The 17,596-nt window shown below is 65.9% G+C and carries 14 protein-coding genes; 8 read left to right on the forward strand and 6 right to left on the reverse strand.

All coding sequences use genetic code 11. The features are described from left to right. Positions 1–9 precede the first annotated feature (9 nt). From F8O06_RS03500 to F8O06_RS03510, 3 genes are all read left to right on the forward strand, one after another. Entirely contained in the window at positions 10–804 is a 795-nt protein-coding gene (locus F8O06_RS03500) for a hypothetical protein (RefSeq protein WP_158037461.1), read from the forward strand. 66 nt (positions 805–870) lie between these two features. Further along, positions 871–1,212, forward strand: coding sequence for a DUF2200 domain-containing protein (locus tag F8O06_RS03505; RefSeq protein WP_158037611.1), 342 nt, complete (start codon positions 871–873; stop codon positions 1,210–1,212). 85 nt (positions 1,213–1,297) lie between these two features. Continuing rightward, positions 1,298–1,603 carry a DivIVA domain-containing protein gene (locus F8O06_RS03510; protein ID WP_192496818.1) on the forward strand — a complete coding sequence of 102 codons (306 nt, stop codon included), beginning with the start codon at positions 1,298–1,300 and terminating at the stop codon, positions 1,601–1,603. Between the two features lie 17 nt (positions 1,604–1,620). Here the strand turns inward: F8O06_RS03510 and F8O06_RS03515 are convergent, their stop codons facing one another. After that, positions 1,621–2,007, reverse strand: a complete 387-nt coding sequence (locus F8O06_RS03515) for a YchJ family protein (RefSeq protein WP_225733361.1) — start codon at positions 2,005–2,007, stop codon at positions 1,621–1,623. Between the two features lie 71 nt (positions 2,008–2,078). Here F8O06_RS03515 and F8O06_RS03520 point away from each other — a divergent pair, with 71 nt between their 5' ends. The 3 genes from F8O06_RS03520 (at position 2,079) to F8O06_RS03530 (ending at position 6,877) form a co-directional block, all read left to right on the forward strand. Next, a complete protein-coding gene (locus F8O06_RS03520; protein WP_225733362.1) occupies positions 2,079–2,891 on the forward strand; it encodes a fructosamine kinase family protein in 813 nt (270 codons plus the stop codon). Positions 2,892–3,313: 422 nt separating this feature from the next. Continuing rightward, positions 3,314–3,544: an SCO4848 family membrane protein gene (locus F8O06_RS03525; protein ID WP_158031918.1), complete on the forward strand. Its 231-nt coding sequence runs from the start codon at positions 3,314–3,316 to the stop codon at positions 3,542–3,544. 12 nt (positions 3,545–3,556) lie between these two features. Then, a complete protein-coding gene (locus F8O06_RS03530; protein WP_158037463.1) occupies positions 3,557–6,877 on the forward strand; it encodes a DEAD/DEAH box helicase family protein in 3,321 nt (1,106 codons plus the stop codon). 53 nt (positions 6,878–6,930) lie between these two features. On the opposite strand, the gene F8O06_RS03535 is transcribed toward F8O06_RS03530, so the two are convergent. Further along, a complete protein-coding gene (locus F8O06_RS03535) occupies positions 6,931–8,364 on the reverse strand; it encodes an MFS transporter (protein ID WP_158037464.1) in 1,434 nt (477 codons plus the stop codon). A 187-nt stretch (positions 8,365–8,551) separates the two neighbouring features. Here F8O06_RS03535 and typA point away from each other — a divergent pair, with 187 nt between their 5' ends. After that, the gene (gene typA, locus F8O06_RS03540) at positions 8,552–10,459 is read left to right on the forward strand and encodes a translational GTPase TypA (protein WP_158031915.1); all 1,908 of its coding nucleotides are present in this window, start codon (positions 8,552–8,554) and stop codon (positions 10,457–10,459) included. Positions 10,460–11,097: 638 nt separating this feature from the next. Here the strand turns inward: typA and F8O06_RS03545 are convergent. From F8O06_RS03545 to F8O06_RS03560, 4 genes are all read right to left on the reverse strand, one after another. Beyond that, the gene (locus F8O06_RS03545) at positions 11,098–12,384 is read right to left on the reverse strand and encodes a citrate synthase (protein ID WP_192496819.1); all 1,287 of its coding nucleotides are present in this window, start codon (positions 12,382–12,384) and stop codon (positions 11,098–11,100) included. A 318-nt stretch (positions 12,385–12,702) separates the two neighbouring features. Continuing rightward, positions 12,703–13,809, reverse strand: a complete 1,107-nt coding sequence (gene dapC, locus F8O06_RS03550; protein ID WP_158037466.1) for a succinyldiaminopimelate transaminase — start codon at positions 13,807–13,809, stop codon at positions 12,703–12,705. A gap of 3 nt (positions 13,810–13,812) precedes the next feature. Continuing rightward, positions 13,813–14,139 carry a ferredoxin gene (gene fdxA / locus F8O06_RS03555; protein WP_158031912.1) on the reverse strand — a complete coding sequence of 109 codons (327 nt, stop codon included), beginning with the start codon at positions 14,137–14,139 and terminating at the stop codon, positions 13,813–13,815. A gap of 116 nt (positions 14,140–14,255) precedes the next feature. After that, on the reverse strand, positions 14,256–15,611 hold the full coding sequence (locus tag F8O06_RS03560) for a PIG-L family deacetylase (protein WP_192496820.1): 1,356 nt from the start codon (positions 15,609–15,611) through the stop codon (positions 14,256–14,258). 351 nt (positions 15,612–15,962) lie between these two features. Between F8O06_RS03560 and efeU the strand changes: the two genes are divergently transcribed. Beyond that, positions 15,963–17,594, forward strand: a complete 1,632-nt coding sequence (gene efeU / locus F8O06_RS03565) for an iron uptake transporter permease EfeU (RefSeq protein ID WP_192496821.1) — start codon at positions 15,963–15,965, stop codon at positions 17,592–17,594. Positions 17,595–17,596 lie beyond the last annotated feature (2 nt).

Below are 17,596 nucleotides of genomic sequence, written 5' to 3' on the forward strand. Positions count from 1 at the left end.
TTATCAACTGTGAGCGACAGCAACGCAGCAGCGCGCAACCAAACCGACGAGGCCGACTTCGTCTCGACCGACAATGCCACGGAATTTCTGCGGCTGATCAACGTGCTCGAACGTGAGCTGCGTCGACAGGCGGTGCGGCGTGACGAGCGCAACGCCGAGAAGATGCAGCTCAACGATCTGATTCGCGACTCCGATGCCCTCTTCACCCGTCGTGAGCGTGACGAACTGCACAGCTTTCGCGTGCTGCGCAACAGCATCGTGCACGAACCGTACGACAACCGTTCGCAGCAGTACCCGATCGCCGTGCCCCGCGATCAGTCGGTCGCTCGCCTCCGGGCACTCGTGAACAAGGCGGCTCAGCCGCCGAAGCTCGCTGACTTGCCCAAGCTCAAGACGCCCGTCGTGCTCGATGCGGACGCTCCGGTCTCACGATTCCTCGAACTGGTGGCACCGCCGCGTTCGTTCTCACAGGCGCCGTTGCGCGACGGGGACAGCTACGAGCTGGTGACTACCAACCTCGTGGCTCGCTGGCTCGCTGCAGAGTTCGTCAGCAGCGACGGTCGGCTCGTCGCCGAGACGCCGTTGCGAGCCTTACTCGAACATGCTGAGAAGCGCGATCGTGTCGAACTGGTCTCTGAGACGATGCCGGCCCTCGAAGCCCTGCGCGCACTGGGTGGCGACCTCGACGCCAGAAGCGACCCGAGCATCCCACCGGCGGCCCTGCTCGTGATGCGCGGGCGCGAGCCGGTCGGCATTCTCACGCAGTCCGACATCCCCGATCTGCTGCATTGGATCGAGGGGTAGCAGCCAGCCGCGACGTCGCGGCCCCCGCTTGCTACGCTGGCACGCATGAGCAGAGCCAGCGACAACATGCAGCGGGTGTTCGACATGAGCGTGGCCTCGGTCTACGCGCTCTATGTGGCGAAGGTCGAGCGCAAAGGGCGTACAGTCGACGAGCTCGACGAAGTGATCCAGTGGTTGACCGGATTCGATCACGACCGGCTGCACGCGCTGCTCGACGATGGCGTGTCGTTTCGCGACTTCTTCGCGCAGGCTGCGCTGAATCCCAAGGCATCGAAGATCACCGGAGTGATCTGCGGCGTGCGCGTCGAAGAGATCGACGACCCGCTCACGCAGCAGATCAGATACCTGGACAAGCTGGTCGACGAGATCGCCAAGGGCAAGGCGATGCAGAAGATTCTGCGGGGGTAGCCACGCGGCAGCCTGCTCACCGGCTGCGATGTCAGACCTCCCCGCTACGATATTCACCAACGACCGGAACACTCGGGAGGAAAGCATGCCATACACATCAGCAGGATCTCAGCCCGGACCAAGCGCAATCACCTCGCAAGAGGTGCTCGGCGCGCGCTTTCGCGTGACTCGGTTCAAACCTGGCTATGCGCAGGCCGCAGTTGATGACTTTCTCGACGAGATCACCGCATATCTGCAGCAGGTCGAACGCGGAGAGCCGGCCACGAGCGTCATGACTGTCGACCGCTTGCGCAGCGTGCGCTTTCCGGTCGTGCGCTTTCAGCTCGGCTATGCGCAGGATGCTGTAGACGACTTTCTCGACGACGTCGCGGCCCGCCTGCCCCGCGGCTGAGACACCACCGGTCTGAGTCAGTCGCGCACCTCGCCGTCGAGGTAGACCCAGCGGCCGTCGTCGCGCACGAACCGGGACCGCTCCTGCTGAACGCCGCGCTCGCCGCCAGTCATGTATGTGGCGCGAAACTCCACAATTCCCTCGGAGTCGTCGGACCCGCCGGCGACTGTGTCGACGATCTGCAGCCCCCGCCACCGAACCTCGGGATCGAATCGAAGCTCAGCAGGCCTCGTGCGCGGGTGCCAGGAGGCGAGCAGCCAGGCGGCATCCTCATGACGGAACGCCTCGAACCGTGACCGCATCAGCGCCTCGGCGGTCTCGGGCCACGCCTCGGGCGCGCTGGTCGACGATGAGGGCGCTGAAGCGGCGGACGGATCGGTCGATGCGGAATGATCATTGGTCACAGGGTGAGTCTACGATCGCACCGCGCCCACATATGCCCAGCCCGCACAGTCTCGCGTCGTAGACTCGCCACGTGCAAGATCTCGACATCTTTCTGAAGACCAAGCGGCCTGGCGACAATCTTCCGGGCGAAGCGGCGAGTCTGCGCTGGCTGGCCGAAGCCGAGCCCGATGGGGGAGTGCACATCGCCCGAGTCTTCCGCGTCGACGAGACCGAGCTCGCGATCGAGCGGGTGCACGAGACCATGCCGACTGCGGCATCCGCCCGAGCTTTCGGGCGCGCCCTCGCGCACACGCATGCCGCCGGGGCTCCGTGGTGGGGGTGCCCGCCGGACGACTGGGTGAGACCGTCGTGGGTCGGCCACTCCCACACCCCGCTCGTACTCGACGAGACGCAGGCGGCCCCGAACTGGGGCACGTTCTATGCCGACAGCCGCATCGAGGTGTTCGCCGAGCGTCTCAGCGACCGCGGAGACATCGATGCTGCCCAGCGTGCGGTGTTCGATCGGGTCTGCGACCGGCTGCGTGCCGGGGAGTTCGACGTCGTTCAGCCTGCGCTCGTGCGCGAAGCCGGCCACACCGTCGCCCGCAATCACGGAGACCTCTGGGGCGGCAACGTGATGTACGACGGCGGGCCGACCGGGGTGACGCTGATCGATCCCTATGCGCAGGGCGGGCACGCCGAGACCGATCTCGCGTCGCTCGCGGTCTTCGGTCTGCCCCTTCGTGCGGATGTCGTGGCCGCCTACGACGAGGTCTCACCGTTGGCAGACGGGTGGCGTGAGAGAGTCGGTCTGCACGAGCTGGCCATGATCATCATGCATGCGTACAAGTACGCGGGCGGGTATATCGAAGCGTCTGTGAACCTGGCCCGACGCTACTGCTGAGTTCGGGGTGCGGACTCTGTTCGCGGGTTCTGCGCTTTCGCAGCTGGGCGTATGCATTTGTCCTGCCGCGTGTGCAGAACCTGTCGACTTCGTTGCGCGAATGTGCAGTTCCTGTCGAATGCACGGCGAGTGTGTAGAAGGTGCGGCCATGCGTGGCTGATAGTCGCTGGTTCTGTGCTTTCGCGGTTGGGGATGCCGGAGAGGGTTCGTGAGTGTAGAGAATGTGCTGGACTGATCGTCCAGTGCGTAGAACCTGTCGACTTCGTTGCGGGAGTGAGTAGAACCCGTCGACTTCGTTGCACGGGTACGCCCTGTCTGTTGTCTCTTGTCGGCTGACTGCTGACTGCTGACTGCTGACTGCTGACAGCGCAGCGAGCGTCTGAACCGGAGCTCGAATGAGGCACAGCAACTAGGCTGTGTGCATGCTCATCTTCATCTCAGTGGTTTTGCTCGTCAACGCCTTCTTCAACGTGATCGTCTGGCCGCAGTTTCTGCGCCGTGTGTCGCAGGACAAGCGCGCTCGCGACGAGAACGGCAAGGCCACGAGCTTTCTGCGAGTGCACCAGATTCTCATCGCGATCGCCTTGACTCTCGCCGCAGTGAGCGCAGTCGCCGGGGTCATCGGTCTGGTGAGCGCCGCGACCGCTGCCTAAGGTGCGACAGCTGTGGAGAAGCGAAACAAGAAGAGGCCTGCGAACAAGCGAGTCTCTGTCGCCGCACCGCAGAACGAACCGTCGCCTGCAGACGCAGAACCTGCCAGAGTTCGCGCCGACTCGCAGCATCCGCTGAGCGCGTGGCAGTTCACGGGCACGCTGCGCACGTATCAGCGCGACATTCTGCAGCGCATCGAGGTGGGCAGCCACGAAAGCCTGCACATTGTCGCACCAGCGGGTTCGGGCAAGACGCTCGTCGGGCTCTTGCTCGCCATGCGCGATGGTCGGCGTTCCGTCGTGTTCGCGCCGACAGTGACCATCCGTCAGCAGTGGGGACGAACGGCGAGCGGTCTGGCGACCAGCGCCACACGCCCGGCGGCGTCGCCCGAGCCTGCGGTCTCCGAAGACCCGCAGCACCTCGGCGACCTCACCGCCCTGACCTATCAGATGGTCAGCACCGTCGCCGACTCGAATCCGTTCGACGACGTCGCAGCTGAGATGTGGGTCACAGAGCTCGTCGAAGGCGGGCGCACCGAGCACGATGCCCGCGCCTGGCTCTCCGCACTTGAGCAGAGCAACCCTCAGGCATGGCGTGCAGGAGTGCGCCGCCGCGCAGCTCGGGCCCGCAAGGCCGAGATCGCAGACGACCCCGCCACGATCGAACGTGCACTGCATCCGAACGCGGTCGCGCTGATCGACCGGCTCGTCGCGCACGGGGTGCGCACGATCATCCTTGACGAATGCCACCACCTGCTCGACCACTGGGCGCTGGTCATCCGCTGCCTCGTCGCGCGCATCCGAGCCACCGGCGACACTCCGCTGCTCATCGGGCTCACTGCGACGCTGCCCTCGAGCGAAGACCCGCACTACGCGAACTACGCACAGCTGCTCGGCGACGTCGACTACGAAGTGCCGACTCCGGCGGTGATCCGCGAGGGCAACCTCGCACCGTCTCGCGACATCGTGTGGTTCACCGAGCCGACCCCCGACGAGCAGCGCTTTCTGCGGCGTCACGACGACGAGCTGCAGCAGCTGATCGCCGACACCCTCGGCACGGCCGACGGGCACGACTGGCTGATCTCGGTGCTGCAACCGCCCGTGGCCACTTCCGTGTCGTCTGTTTCTGAGTCGTCTGCTGCCGTGCCGCCCGATTCCGAGGATGCTCCCGGCGCGTCCCTTGCAGCCTCCCGACCGCCCGCCCTTGAGAGCCAGGCGGCCAGAGACGCCGCCCTCGCACGGGCGTTCGACACCGACTTCGACCTCGCCCATGCGGCGGCCGTCATGCTCGCCGACCTCGATCCGAGGCATCCTCTGGTCGGCCGCCTGCCCGCCGGATCGACTGCCGCCCCGACCGCCGAAGACCGGTTCACCGTGCTCGCGAGATACGCGCTGCAGCGGCTGCTGATCGATCCCGAGCGCGAAGGCGACTGGCGGCGGATGCGACGCGTGCTCTCCGACTTCGGCTGGCGGCTGACCGATCGCGGGCTGCGCCGCGGGCGAGACACCGTCGAGCAGGTGCTGGCCATGTCCGCGGCCAAAGATCAGGCGGCCGTCGACATTCTGCATGAGGAGCTGCGCCGCGACGGCGAGCTCGTGCGTGCCGTGGTGGTCACCGACTTCGCGACGCACGGGAACTCTCGTTCGCAGCGGCGTGTCTCGGGCGTCTCAGACGTCTCGAGCGTGCACCGGCGCGGTGCCGCAGGAGGTGCGGCAGAGGGGTCGACGGGTTCGGCCCAGAGCGGCGCGCTGCGCGCCTTCGAGACCATCGCGGCAGATCCGATCATCGCCGAGTTGCATCCGGTGCTGGTCACCGGCCAGCATCTGCGCGCGAGGGCTGATCAGGCCGAGGCGCTCGCGGACGCCCTGTCTCAGCTGTGCGGAGCAGCCTGTACGGTGCGCGGCGGGGCAGAGGCCGAGCGCATGACCAGCAGGAACACGGCCAGTGAGGCCAGCGCGACGTCACATGAGACCAGCGCGAGGTCACAGGCGGGTGTGGCTGGCGCATCCGTCGCCGACATCGAAACCGACGCCAGTGCGGCCACCATCATCGCGGGCCTCAACCGCCTGGTCACCGAGGGGCGTGTGCGTGTGCTCGTAGGCACCCGCGGTCTGCTCGGCGAAGGCTGGGACTGCCCCGCGATGAACACGCTCATCGATCTCACCGCGACCGCGACCTCTGCGGCGACGCAGCAGCTGCGCGGGCGAACGCTGCGGCTCGACCCGGCGTGGCCGGGCAAGGTCGCCCACAACTGGACGGTCACCTGTCTGCTGCCGGCACGGTCGAAGCTTGACGGCAGCTCTGAGCTCAGCCGGCTGAACCGCAAACACGAACACCTCTGGGGCGTCGACCTCGAGAGCGAACGCGAGATCGTCACCGGTCTCGCCCATGCGCTCACAATGGAACAGGTCGCGCGGCTCAGCGTGCGGCTCGGACAGGGTGGCGAAACCGGCGGCACGACCACAGGCGGTGTCAGACCAGAGGCAGCGGAGAAGCTCACCGAGCGCAGCCTTGCGGCACTCGAACCGCGGCCCACGACCTGGAGACGCTGGGGCGTCGGCGAACCATATGCCGACCAAGAGGGTCAGGCCGCCGTTCTCGGCGACGGGAGCTCCGTCGCGAATCTGCACGTGCCGACGCTGCTCGGCCTCACCGCAGTGCTCTGGGCCGTTGCCGCGCTGTTCGCCGTGCTCATAGGACGAACGTTCTTCGGCTTCGGGCTGTCAGCGGGCAGCCTCATCGCTGCGCTCGTGTACCTCGTGGTCTGCGTCTGCGTGCTCTGGCGCCCCACGCTCGAGGCGGCCCGGCGCATTCGCTACCGGGCCCGTCCCGAGCAGGTCTACGTCGGCGCGCTGCAGTCGATAGCCGACACCTTCGCCGACGAGGGCACCACCGAGCGCATCGGCCGAGCCAACCTGACGGTGGCGGCCACTCGCGACGAGAAGAGGCGACCCCTCTCGTGGACGCTCGGCGTCAACGGCGGCTCCGAGGCCGACCGCCGCCTCATCATGGATGCCGTCGGCGAACTGTTCGGCCCGGTCGAGCGCCCGCGGTTCCTGCTGCGCATCGATCGCGGGCCGGTCACTTTGGCCAGCGTTCTGACGGATGGTCCGCTTGCCCTGCTCGATCGCCTGCTGCCCGCCTCGACGCTGCTCGCGGTGCCGAAAGAACTCGGTCGGCGTGCAGAGACCGCGAAGCGATTCGCGGATCGGTGGAGTCGCACCGTCGGGCCCTGCGAGCTGATCGAGGCGCGTGGCATCGAGGCCGCACCTCTGATGACCGAGGCGCGTCGAGGTCAGCGTCCGTCGCCGCAGCGACGTCGGGTGTGGAGCTGATCCGCTGTCGACGACGCAGGATCGCACTGAGCGATCGGCCGAACCGTGTCGAACTAGCGACTGATCTCGCGGCGCGAACCGGGCATCATCTGTCGTACCGCGAGCCAGGCTGCGACAGCGCCGACGCCGGCGAACGCGGCGAAGAAGAAGGTCAGCGACCGTGCGCTGCCGGGAATCGACGGGCCGCCGAGATTCACTAGCAGGCCGGCCAGCGCCGAACCGACCGTGTTTGCCAGCAGCTGCACCGTGTTCACCCCGGCTGAGGCCTTCTGCGATTCCACGGGGTCGTCCGTGCTGCGCAGTGCTGCGGCGGCCGTGTGTCCGAACGACGACCCGATGCCCAGGCCCGCGACGAACAGCGCGGCGAACCACAGCGCGACCGTGCCGAGTCCGGCATCCGCCGGCTGCACCATGGCGTAACCGGCCAGACCGACCGCAAGCAGTATCGGGCCGCCGACGCGCAGGGCAGCAACCCTGCCGTCAGACATGGCGCCTGAGGTGAGGATGCCGCCGAACGTCCAGCCCCACGAGATCATCGCGCCCAGAAAGCCGGCGACGAACGGCGACATCCCGGCGAGCTCCTGGCCGAAGAGCGGAACGAACGCCTCGACCGTCGAGGCGGCAGACAGGGCGGCGATCACGATGTAGATCCACCGCAGCGGCGAACCGCCCCAGTAGACGCTGCGCGGCAGCAGGGTGCGTGACCCGCTGCGTTCGACTAACACGAACGCGACTGCCAGCGCTGCGGCGACGCCGAGCAGGGCGAGCACCTGCCGCTGCTCGGTGAAGACGACGGTCAGCGAAAGCGCCGCCGTGACTCCGGTGAGCAGCGTGAGCGAGACGATCGGCATGCGTTCGAGCTGTTCCGCGGATGCCGTGCGCGGCAGCGTGCGCAGGGCCAGTCCGGCTGCGACGAGCGCGCCGATCGCCAGCGGAGCGAACGCCCCGCGCCAGATGCCGAACTCGGCGAAGAGACCGCCGAGCATGGGGCCGACGAAGTTGCCGACGCCCCACATCGCCGAGAGCAGGGCGATAGCGCGTGTCCAGAGTCGGGGAGCGAGAGTCACGCGCATGACCGCATAGGCCAGACCGGTCAGCAGGCCGCCGGCGCAGCCCTGCACGAACCGGCCCGCCAGGAACATCGGCATGTTCGGCGCGATCATGCTGAGCGCCAGGCCGGTGGCGAAGCCGAGAAACGCGACGAGGTACGCGCGGCGGGCGCCCCAGCCGGCCAGGGCGCGGCCGACGAAGAGCGAAGCGACCACCGAGGGCAGCAGAAATGCGGTCGACACCCACGCATAGAGCTCTTGGCCGCCGATGTCGGCGACCGCGCTCGGCAGCAGGCTCGCGGTCAGATAGACGTTGGTGCCGTAGAGCGCGATTCCGCTGGCGAGCACGATGACGGCTGCTCGGCTTGGGGTGGCGAAGAGATCGCGCCAGGACGCTGCAGTCTTCGGGGTGGTCGATGCGGTGGGTTCGGTAGACATACAGGGCACAGAATACCGGGTGCAGGTGGCTGAAGGTTCGGCGTCGTCAGAATGGCGTTCGCCATGTTCACGCGTGTGAACTAAGATAGATTGGCTCCTCGTTTCGTCTCGATGGAGCCCCGGCGGTTGCCGACCGCCGTCTGTTCCGTGCCCGACCTGGCACACACACATTTTGAGGATGAACCTGATGGCCCTAGTTTCACGCGAGGATCTTCGCAACGTCGCAATCGTGGCACACGTCGACCACGGCAAGACCACGCTGGTCGATGCGATGCTCCGCCAGACGAACTCGTTCGATTCGCATGCCGAGGTCGAAGACCGCGTCATGGATTCGAACGACCTCGAGCGTGAGAAGGGCATCACCATTCTCGCGAAGAACACCACGATCTTCTACAACGGCCCGGCCAGCGACGGCAAAGACATCACGATCAACGTGATCGACACCCCCGGTCACGCCGACTTCGGCGGCGAGGTCGAGCGCGGCCTGAGCATGGTCGACGGCGTCGTGCTTCTGGTGGATGCCTCTGAGGGCCCGCTGCCGCAGACGCGTTTCGTGCTGCGCAAGGCGCTGGCCGCACGTCTGCCGGTCATCCTGGTCGTGAACAAGACCGACCGCCCCGATGCTCGCATCGAAGAGGTCGTCGAAGAGAGCCAGGATCTGCTGCTGAGCCTCGCGGGCGATCTCGAAGACGAGGTGCCCGACCTCGACGAGGATGCACTGCTCGACGTCCCGGTCATCTACGCGTCAGGTCGTGCCGGCCGTGCCAGCTGGAACCGTCCCACCGACGGAGAGCTGCCCGACAGCGACAACCTGGAGCCTCTGTTCGAAGCCATCATGAAGCACGTTCCGGCTCCGAAGTACGATGACGAGGCTCCGCTGCAGGCTCACGTCACCAACCTCGACGCCTCGCCGTTCCTCGGCCGTCTTGCCCTGCTGCGCATCTTCAGCGGCACGCTCACGAAGGGCCAGCAGGCGGCGCTGATCCGCAGCGATGGCTCGCAAGAGAACGTGAAGATCACCGAGCTGCTCAAGACGAAGGCCCTGACCCGTGTGCCAGGTGAGAGCGCCGGCCCGGGCGAGATCGTCGCAATCGCCGGCATCCCCGACATCACCATCGGCGAGACGGTGACCGATCCCGAGGATCCCCGCCCGCTGCCTCCGATCATCGTCGACGACCCCGCGATCTCGATGACGATCGGCATCAACACCTCGCCGCTGGCCGGCCGCGTCAAGGGCGCCAAAGTCACCGCACGTCTGGTCAAGGAGCGCCTGGAGCGCGAGCTCATCGGCAACGTCTCGATCAAGGTGCTGCCGACCGATCGCCCGGACACCTGGGAGGTGCAGGGCCGTGGAGAGCTGGCGCTGGCAATCCTCATCGAAGAGATGCGTCGTGAGGGCTACGAGCTCACTGCAGGCAAGCCGCAGGTGGTCACCAAAGAGATCGACGGCAAGACCTACGAGCCGACCGAGCAGCTGACCGTCGACGTGCCTGAGGAGTTCCTCGGTGCGGTCACTCAGCTGCTGGCCGCACGCAAGGGCCGCATGGAGAGCATGACGAATCACGGCAGCGGCTGGGTGCGCATGGAGTTCATCGTGCCGTCGCGTGGCCTGATCGGCTTCCGCACGCAGTTCCTGACTGACACCAAGGGCACCGGCATCGCGAACACGCTGGCCGCCGAGTACGAGCCTTGGGCCGGCCCGATCTCGACCCGTGTGAACGGATCGATCATCGCCGACCGTGCCGGTGTGGTGACCCCCTTCGCGATCACCAACCTGCAGGAGCGCATGTCGTTCTTCGTCAAGCCCACCGAAGAGGTCTATGAGGGCATGGTTATCGGCGAGAACTCGCGCGCCGAAGACATGGACGTCAACATCACCAAAGAGAAGAAGCTCACGAACATGCGTTCGGCGACGGCTGACACTTTCGAGTCGATGACGCCGAGCCGTGAGCTCACGCTTGAGGAGTGCCTTGAGTTCGCCCGCGAAGACGAGTGCGTCGAGGTGACTCCCGAGGCAATTCGCATCCGCAAGGTCTCACTTGACGCGAACGAGCGCGCCAAAGAGGCCTCGCGTCGTCGCAACGCCTCGAAGTAGGTCGCGCGGCGTCTCCACGGCGTAGCACTCGTTTTCGGAGTGCCCGCGCCGCGGAGCGACATTCGTCTCAAGAGCGGGTGGTCAGTGGCAGCAAGGCCCACTGACCACCCGCTCTTTCTTTGTGCCTTGTGCTTTGTGCTTCGTGCCTTGTGCCTTGTGTCTTTTGCCGCAGCAGCTCACACCGCCGGAGCTCAAACCAGCTCGACACAGTTGCCGGCGGTCACGGTTTGGCTCGCTCGGCCTCTCGATCGCCTGGCGCGGTCACGGTTTCGCTGGCGCGGCCTCTCGATCGCCTGGTGCGATCACGGTTTCGCTGGTGCGATCACGGATTTGTCAGAATGCGTGTGATCTTGGCGGAAGGGTGCACAGGCCGGCGGAAGTGTGCACGGGCGGCGGAAGGGTGCACAGGCCGGCGGAAGTGTGCACGGGCGGCGGAAGGGTGCACAGACCGGCGGAAGTGTGCACAGGCCTGCGAGACGGGTGTTGTAGCAGAGTGCAAAAGATGGACTGCAGAGTGCAGACAGCAGTAGGCAGAAGGCAGAAGGCAGAAGACAGCAGACACCAGAAGGCAGAAGGCAGACAGCAAAAAGCCCTGACCCCAGTGTGAGCTGGAGGCCAGGGCTTCAGAACGTCGACGGTCAGATGCCGGGGTAGTTGCGCTCGACGTTGCCCATGTAGAGCTGATGCGGGCGACCGATCTTCGTGGTCGGGTCATCGTTCTGCTCGCGCCACTGTGCGATCCAGCCCGGCAGACGACCGATGGCGAACAGCACGGTGAAGAACTTCGTGGGGAAGCCCATCGCCTTGTAAATGACGCCGGTGTAGAAATCGATGTTCGGGTACAGACGACGTGACTGGAAGTAGTCGTCTTTGAGCGCGATCTCTTCGAGTTCGGTGGCGATCTCGAGCAGCGGGTCGTGCACGCCCAGCTCGTTGAGCACTGACTCTGCCGAGGCCTTGACGATCTTGGCGCGCGGGTCGTAGTTCTTGTAGACGCGGTGGCCGAAGCCCATCAGGCGGATGCCCGACTCTTTGTTCTTGACCTTCTCGACGAAGTCGCCGACGCTCATGCCCGACTCGCGGATCTGCTCCAGCATGGTGAGCACGGCCTCGTTCGCTCCGCCGTGCAACGGCCCGAACAGGGCGTTGATGCCTGACGACACGCTGGCGAAGATGTTCGCCTGTGTCGAGCCGACGAGGCGAACGGTCGAGGTCGACGCGTTCTGCTCGTGGTCGGCGTGCAGAATGAGCAGACGTTCGAGGGCACGGCTCACAACCGGGTTGACCTCGTACTCCTCAGTGGGCATGCCGAAAGTCAGGCGCAGAAAGTTGTCGACGTAGCCGAGCTTGTTGTCGGGATACATCAGCGGCTGACCCAGGCTGCGCTTGAGCGCATAGGCGGCGAGCACCGGCATCTTCGCGAGCAGACGCACCGACGAGACCTTGACCTGGTAGGCATCCTGCGTGTCGAGCGAATCCTGATAGAAGGTCGACAGTGCGCTTACCGCGCTGGCGAGCACCGACATCGGGTGCGCTTCTTTGGGAAAGACGTCGAAGTAGCGTTTGAAGTCTTCGTTCAGCATGTTGTGATGCATCACTCGGTACTCGAAGTCGGTCAGCTCTTCGGGCGTGGGCAGCTCTCCGTGGATCAGCAGCCAGGCGACCTCGAGAAAGCTGGAGTGCTCGGCAAGCTGCTCGATGGGATACCCGCGGTAGCGCAGGATGCCTTCGTCACCGTCGATGAATGTGATGTTCGACTTGGTAGAGGCGGTGTTCACGAAACCGGGATCGAACGACGTCAGCCCCGTGTTCTTGGTGAGCTTTGTGAAGTCGATCGCATCGTGTCCCGCCGTCGTCTCAAGGATGGGGAACTCGGTCTCACCGTTCGGATGAATCAGCTTCACAGTTTTGTTGCGGTCGCTCACTGCTGTCTCCCTTTACTGATGTGTGACGGCGTCACGGCGTTGTAGCACGGTCAAACGCAATCCTACGAGGTGCGGGTCAGTTCATGAAATCGAGCCCAGGATTCGCCGGTAGGTGTCGGAGAACCTCGCCAAAGACTGTCAGCCCAGCACAAGGCTCTCTGTATGAGAGGCACAAAGAGTGCGTGATATGAGCGGCGCGAAGAGCGCGTGCGGCGGCGCACCGCGACGATCGAGTCTCGTGGGTTCGCTGGCTTCGCGGCAGTCAGGCATCGATGTGATCGTGAGGCATCAGGCGGATGTGCCGGTGCCGCCCGCAGGTCAGTGCGACAGGCGAGCCGCGGCGGTCTCGATCGCGGCATCGGTCGCCGTGAGCGCGAGACGCACATACTGCTCGCCGGCCGAACCATAGAAGTGCCCGGGGCCGCCGATGACACCCAGCTCAGCGAGTGCGCGCATGGTGTCCCAGCCGTCCTCGCCACGAGTGCCCCACAGGTAGAGGCCCGCAGTGCTGTCAGAGATCTGCAGGCCCCAGGTGCGTGCCGCGGGCAGCAGCAGCTCGCGACGCCGACGGTAGACGGCCTTCTGCGCCTGGACGTGTTCGTCGTCGTCCAGTGCTGCGGTCATTGCGGCCTGGATCGGACGTGGCAGCGAGAGCCCGAACTGCTTGCGCAGGTTGACCAGCGACTGCACGAGCTTCGGGTCACCGGCGACGATGCCGGTACGGTAGCCCGCCATGTTGGACTGCTTGCTGAGGGAGTACATCGACAGCACGTTGTGCAGGTCGCCGTCGGTGACGGCGTCTTCCAGGATGCAGGGCACGTGCGCATCCCACGGGGCCTCCCAGCCCAGCTCGGCATAGCATTCGTCCTGCACGATGATCGCGTCGAGCTCGCGGGCCCGCGCGACGGCTCGACGCAGCAGCTGCACGTCGTTCACACGGCCGTCTGGGTTGCCGGGGGAGTTCAGCCAGATCAGACGAGTGCCAGCCGACCATTCGTCGGGATCGTCGCTGCTCACCAGTCGCGCGCCTGTCGCATCCGCGCCGACCGCATAGGTGGGGTAGTGCACGACGGGCTGCACCACGACGTCATCTGGCCTCAGCCCGAGCCAGAGCGCGAGCTGTGCGATGAACTCTTTCGAGCCGATCGTGGGCATCACCGCGTCGGTGTCGAGCTCCACCCCGCGGCGGCGGCCGTACCAGCCCGCGATGGCCTCCCGAAGTGCCGGCGAACCCGCGGCGGTGCCGTAGCCCGGCGTGTCGGCGTGATTGGCCAGTGCGCGCTGCACAAGGTCGGGAACCGGGTCGACAGGCGACCCGATCGAGAGATCGACGGGCCCGTCAGGATGCTGTGCGGCGCGTTCGCGAATCGGCTTCAGCTGTTCCCAAGGATAGGTCGGAGTCTGCGCGACGAGATTGCGTGGCATGCGTCAGTGGCCCTCACCCTGCGGCGGCAGATCGCGAACGGCGGGATGATCGTAGCCCGTTGGGCCGACTTTGGCGGCGCCGCCGGGCGAACCGAGCTCTTGGAAGAAGTCGACGTTGATGCGGTAGTAGTCAGACCATTCTTCGGGCAGGTCGTCTTCGTAGTAGATCGCCTCGACCGGGCAGACCGGTTCGCAGGCACCGCAGTCGACACATTCGTCTGGGTGGATGTACAGGGTGCGATCGCCCTCGTAGATGCAGTCGACCGGGCACTCCTCGATGCAGGCGCGGTCTTTGACATCGACACAGGGCAGTGCGATGACATAGGTCACAGAATCAGCCTCCGAAAGTCTTGCCGCAAGTGTACCGCCAGGCGCTGCCGCCAGCCGATGAGGATGTCCTCACCAGCTGCAACGAGCCGGTGCCGACGGCCTGGTCGCTCTCGGCCTCAGCTCGAATGGCTGCCGCTGCGGTGAGGCAGCGGAGCCACCGCGAGAACCGCGACGGCCAGCATGCCGCCGTAGAGCCAGATATAGCCGTTGACGCCGAGGCCGCTGATGATCACACCCTGCGTCGGCGGCGAGGCGGCGAACACGAACATGGTCACCCAGACGCCGACGGCATACCAAGCCGCCGACCATCGGCCTGCGAGCTCGAGCCGCAGCGCCAGAGCGACGCCGAGCAGCGCGACCAACGAGAAGACGAGACCGTAGGGAATCGTCGGCGAGGCCGAACCTGTCGGACGCCAGACGGCGTTGTGACTGAAAGTGGTGATGAACGTGACCAGCACGCCGAGCAGAATGAGCAGAATCGGCGTGAGCACCGAGTGTACGATGCGTCGTCTGCCGGTCGTGACGGCCCCGGTCGGCGGGCTGTAATAGACCTCTGATCGGCCGCTTCTGATGGGCTCCCAGCCGTTGACCAGATCGCGCTGAGCGTCTGGCGATGCCGCGTAGGCGCGCCCGCCGATCTCGGTGAAGTACTCGAAGCCGGGAACCGGGCCGCCGGTGCCGTTCGAAAGAGCGTAGTAATCGCCTTCGACGATCAGCTGGGTGCGGTAGCACTGCATGGCCCGACGAATCTGATCGTGGAAGGGCCGCACATCGACACTGGTGTCGATCTGCCGGTCGGGCACCGTCACCTGTCGGCTGTGGGGCAGTGGCTCGAATCTGCTGTTGGCCCGAGTGCGTGCGGCGTCGCGCCGCACTGCGCTGCGCGGACGCTGCACCGCGAAGAGCGTCGAGGGATGCCATGCCTCGTCGTCGAGATGGGCGGCGTCGAAGGCGCGCTGGGTCGCTCGATGCACCATCACATGGTCGGGGTGTCCGTAGCCGCCGATGGCGTTGTACGTGACGATCGCATGCGGCCTCACCTGTTGGATGACCGCCTGGATGTCTTCGGCGACCTGATCGAGCGGGGCGTTTGCCAAGGCGTTCTCGGGGGAGTCATCGGCAGGCTCGGCGACCCCGCCAGGCCCCCACTGCATGCCAGAGTCGCTGTAGCGATGCAGCGCGACGTCGGCGGGCTTGGCGTGTAGGCCGCCGAGCCATCGATGGTCAGTGACCCCGAGCTGTCGCACCGCCTGGCTGAGCTCGGCCTCGCGTGCCGCTGAGAACTCGGGCTGATCGTGTTCGAGGTACTTCAGCGACTCGGGAATCACCTCGCCGAGCTCGCCGCGCGTCGCGGTGAGTACGGTGACCTGAGCGCCCTGGGCGGCATATGTGGCGATCGTGCCACCGCTCCAGAGTGTCTCGTCGTCGGGATGCGCGTGCACAAAGAGCACGCGTTTGGCGGAATTCTCCATGCCGACCATTGTGGCACCAGCCGCCGACACGTGGGCAGCGGCTCGCTGCCCACCGCGGGGAAACCGCCGTCGAAGGCCGGCTCTGCCGTGGAATCCGAACGCTGCGTCGTTCGTCGGGGGCGCAGTCTCGCCGTTCGACCGCAGAGGCGATCCATCTGCGTGAACGGCTGAGCGAGGGCCGCCAACAGGCGTCGACAATCGCACAGGACCCGGTTGCGTGAGACAGACAAAAAAGTACGGCTTCCCGGAGCCAGAAATTCGGATTCCCGAATAGTGATCAACCCCGTGTGTACGGTCACTCCCGGTGCTAGTGTCAGGCGAGTCCACGCTTCATCTGATGATTGGAACGGTGTGTTTCTCGGCACGTTTTTGATCGGCCTGCGCGAGGGTCTCGAAGCCACGCTGATCGTCGGCATCATCGCTGCGTTCCTGCGCAAGAACGGCAAGCCGCTCAGGCCTCTGATCGTCGGCGTCACCGCTGCGGTGCTGCTCAGCATCGCCGTCGGCGTGCTGCTGCAGACCCTCTCCATGAATCTGCCTCAGGCCCAGCAAGAGGCCCTCGAGACCGTCATCGGGGCCATCGCCGTGGTCTTCGTCACGACGATGATTCTGTGGATGAACCACCACGCCAAAAGCATGAAGCGCGACCTCGAGCACGACGCCTCGAGCGCGCTGAACGCGGGTGGTGCCTACGCGCTCGCCGGAATGGCGTTTCTCGCCGTGGTCAAAGAGGGGTTCGAGACCGCTGTCTTTCTGCTTGCCGCCATTCAGGCCTCGCAGTCGAGCGAGGCCCTCGCGCTCATCGGAGCGGCTGCCGGCATCCTCGTGGCCGTCGCGATCGGATTCGCGATCTACGTCGGCGGGCTGCGTCTGAACCTGCGCAAGTTCTTTCGCATCACCGGCATCTTCCTCGTCTTCATCGCCGCAGGTCTGGTGCTGAACGTCTTCCGCACCGCACACGAGGCAGGCTGGATCGTCATCGGGCAGCAGCAGATCGGCGATTTCTCGGCCTGGATGCCGAAGACCTCGGTGCTGGGCGCGGTCATCACCGGCATGTTCGGCATTCCGACCGATCCTCGTCTGATCGAGGTGCTCGCCTGGCTGGCCTACCTGCTGCCGGTACTGGTCATCTACTTCTGGCCCGACTCGCACACCGTGCCGCTGCACCGTCGGCTGCGGCTGAAGATGTGGTTGGCCGGTGGCGCCGTGGTGCTGGCGGCGGCGCTGTTCGCCCTGGTGCCTCGCGTGCACACGGATGCGATGGGAGACACGCTGCAGGCCCAGCGCCCTGGTACGGCACCGGGGGCGACCATCTCGGTTCGACTGACCGAGGTCAGCGCCGATCAGATCACTTTGGCCGTCGACGGGCAGGACGACGTGACACTGCACCATGTCTCTGACGGCGTCGTCGGAGGCGTGCAGCAGAGTCAGTGGGAGACCACGGTGTCGTCGCCGACGCCGAGCGATCTGCCGACGAACCCCACGGTCGCCGACCTGCAGCGACGCAACGGCGGTCGGCTGCCGTCTGGTCTGAACTTCGAGCGCACACCTGGGCCTTTCGAGGCGCAATGGAGCCAGCGCCAGACCTACAGCGCCCGCACGAGTGGCAGCACGCTGATCAACGCCGCGCAGAGCACCACGCTGAATGCGGTGCTGGCCGGCGGCGGCATCAGCGGAACCAAGACGGTCAGCGTCAGCGGCGGTCTGGGCGCAGGCTGGGTCGTCCCTGACGACGAGGTCGCTGCGGTGACCGACCGCCTCGTCGACGCACAGCAGCAGGCGGCCGAGCGTGCTCTGTGGTGGGGGTGGCTTCCCGGCGTGCTGCTGTGCGTCGCCGCCGGTCTGCTGCTCTCAGGCGCGCTCGATCATCGTCGGGCCAAAGATCAGATCGCGGAAGACGCAGAGGCCGGAGTCCATCCTGCGCGGCAGGCCGGTGCTGAGGGTGACCACGCACCGGTCGAGACCGGCGCCGCTGCGAAGTGACG

The organism is Pseudoclavibacter sp. CFCC 14310 (assembly GCF_008831165.1).
GTDB lineage: Bacteria > Actinomycetota > Actinomycetes > Actinomycetales > Microbacteriaceae > Pseudoclavibacter_A.

Bases quoted from the DNA above. Each gene is read 5' to 3' on its own strand.
- F8O06_RS03560 (WP_192496820.1), bottom strand. From the start codon at position 15,611: ATGGAGAATTCCGCCAAACGCGTGCTCTTTGTGCACGCGCATCCCGAC.
- F8O06_RS03505 (WP_158037611.1), top strand. From the start codon at position 871: ATGCAGCGGGTGTTCGACATGAGCGTGGCCTCGGTCTACGCGCTCTAT.
- F8O06_RS03525 (WP_158031918.1), top strand. From the start codon at position 3,314: ATGCTCATCTTCATCTCAGTGGTTTTGCTCGTCAACGCCTTCTTCAAC.
- typA (WP_158031915.1), top strand. From the start codon at position 8,552: ATGGCCCTAGTTTCACGCGAGGATCTTCGCAACGTCGCAATCGTGGCA.
- F8O06_RS03535 (WP_158037464.1), bottom strand. From the start codon at position 8,364: ATGTCTACCGAACCCACCGCATCGACCACCCCGAAGACTGCAGCGTCC.
- dapC (WP_158037466.1), bottom strand. From the start codon at position 13,809: ATGCCACGCAATCTCGTCGCGCAGACTCCGACCTATCCTTGGGAACAG.
- F8O06_RS03510 (WP_192496818.1), top strand. From the start codon at position 1,298: ATGCCATACACATCAGCAGGATCTCAGCCCGGACCAAGCGCAATCACC.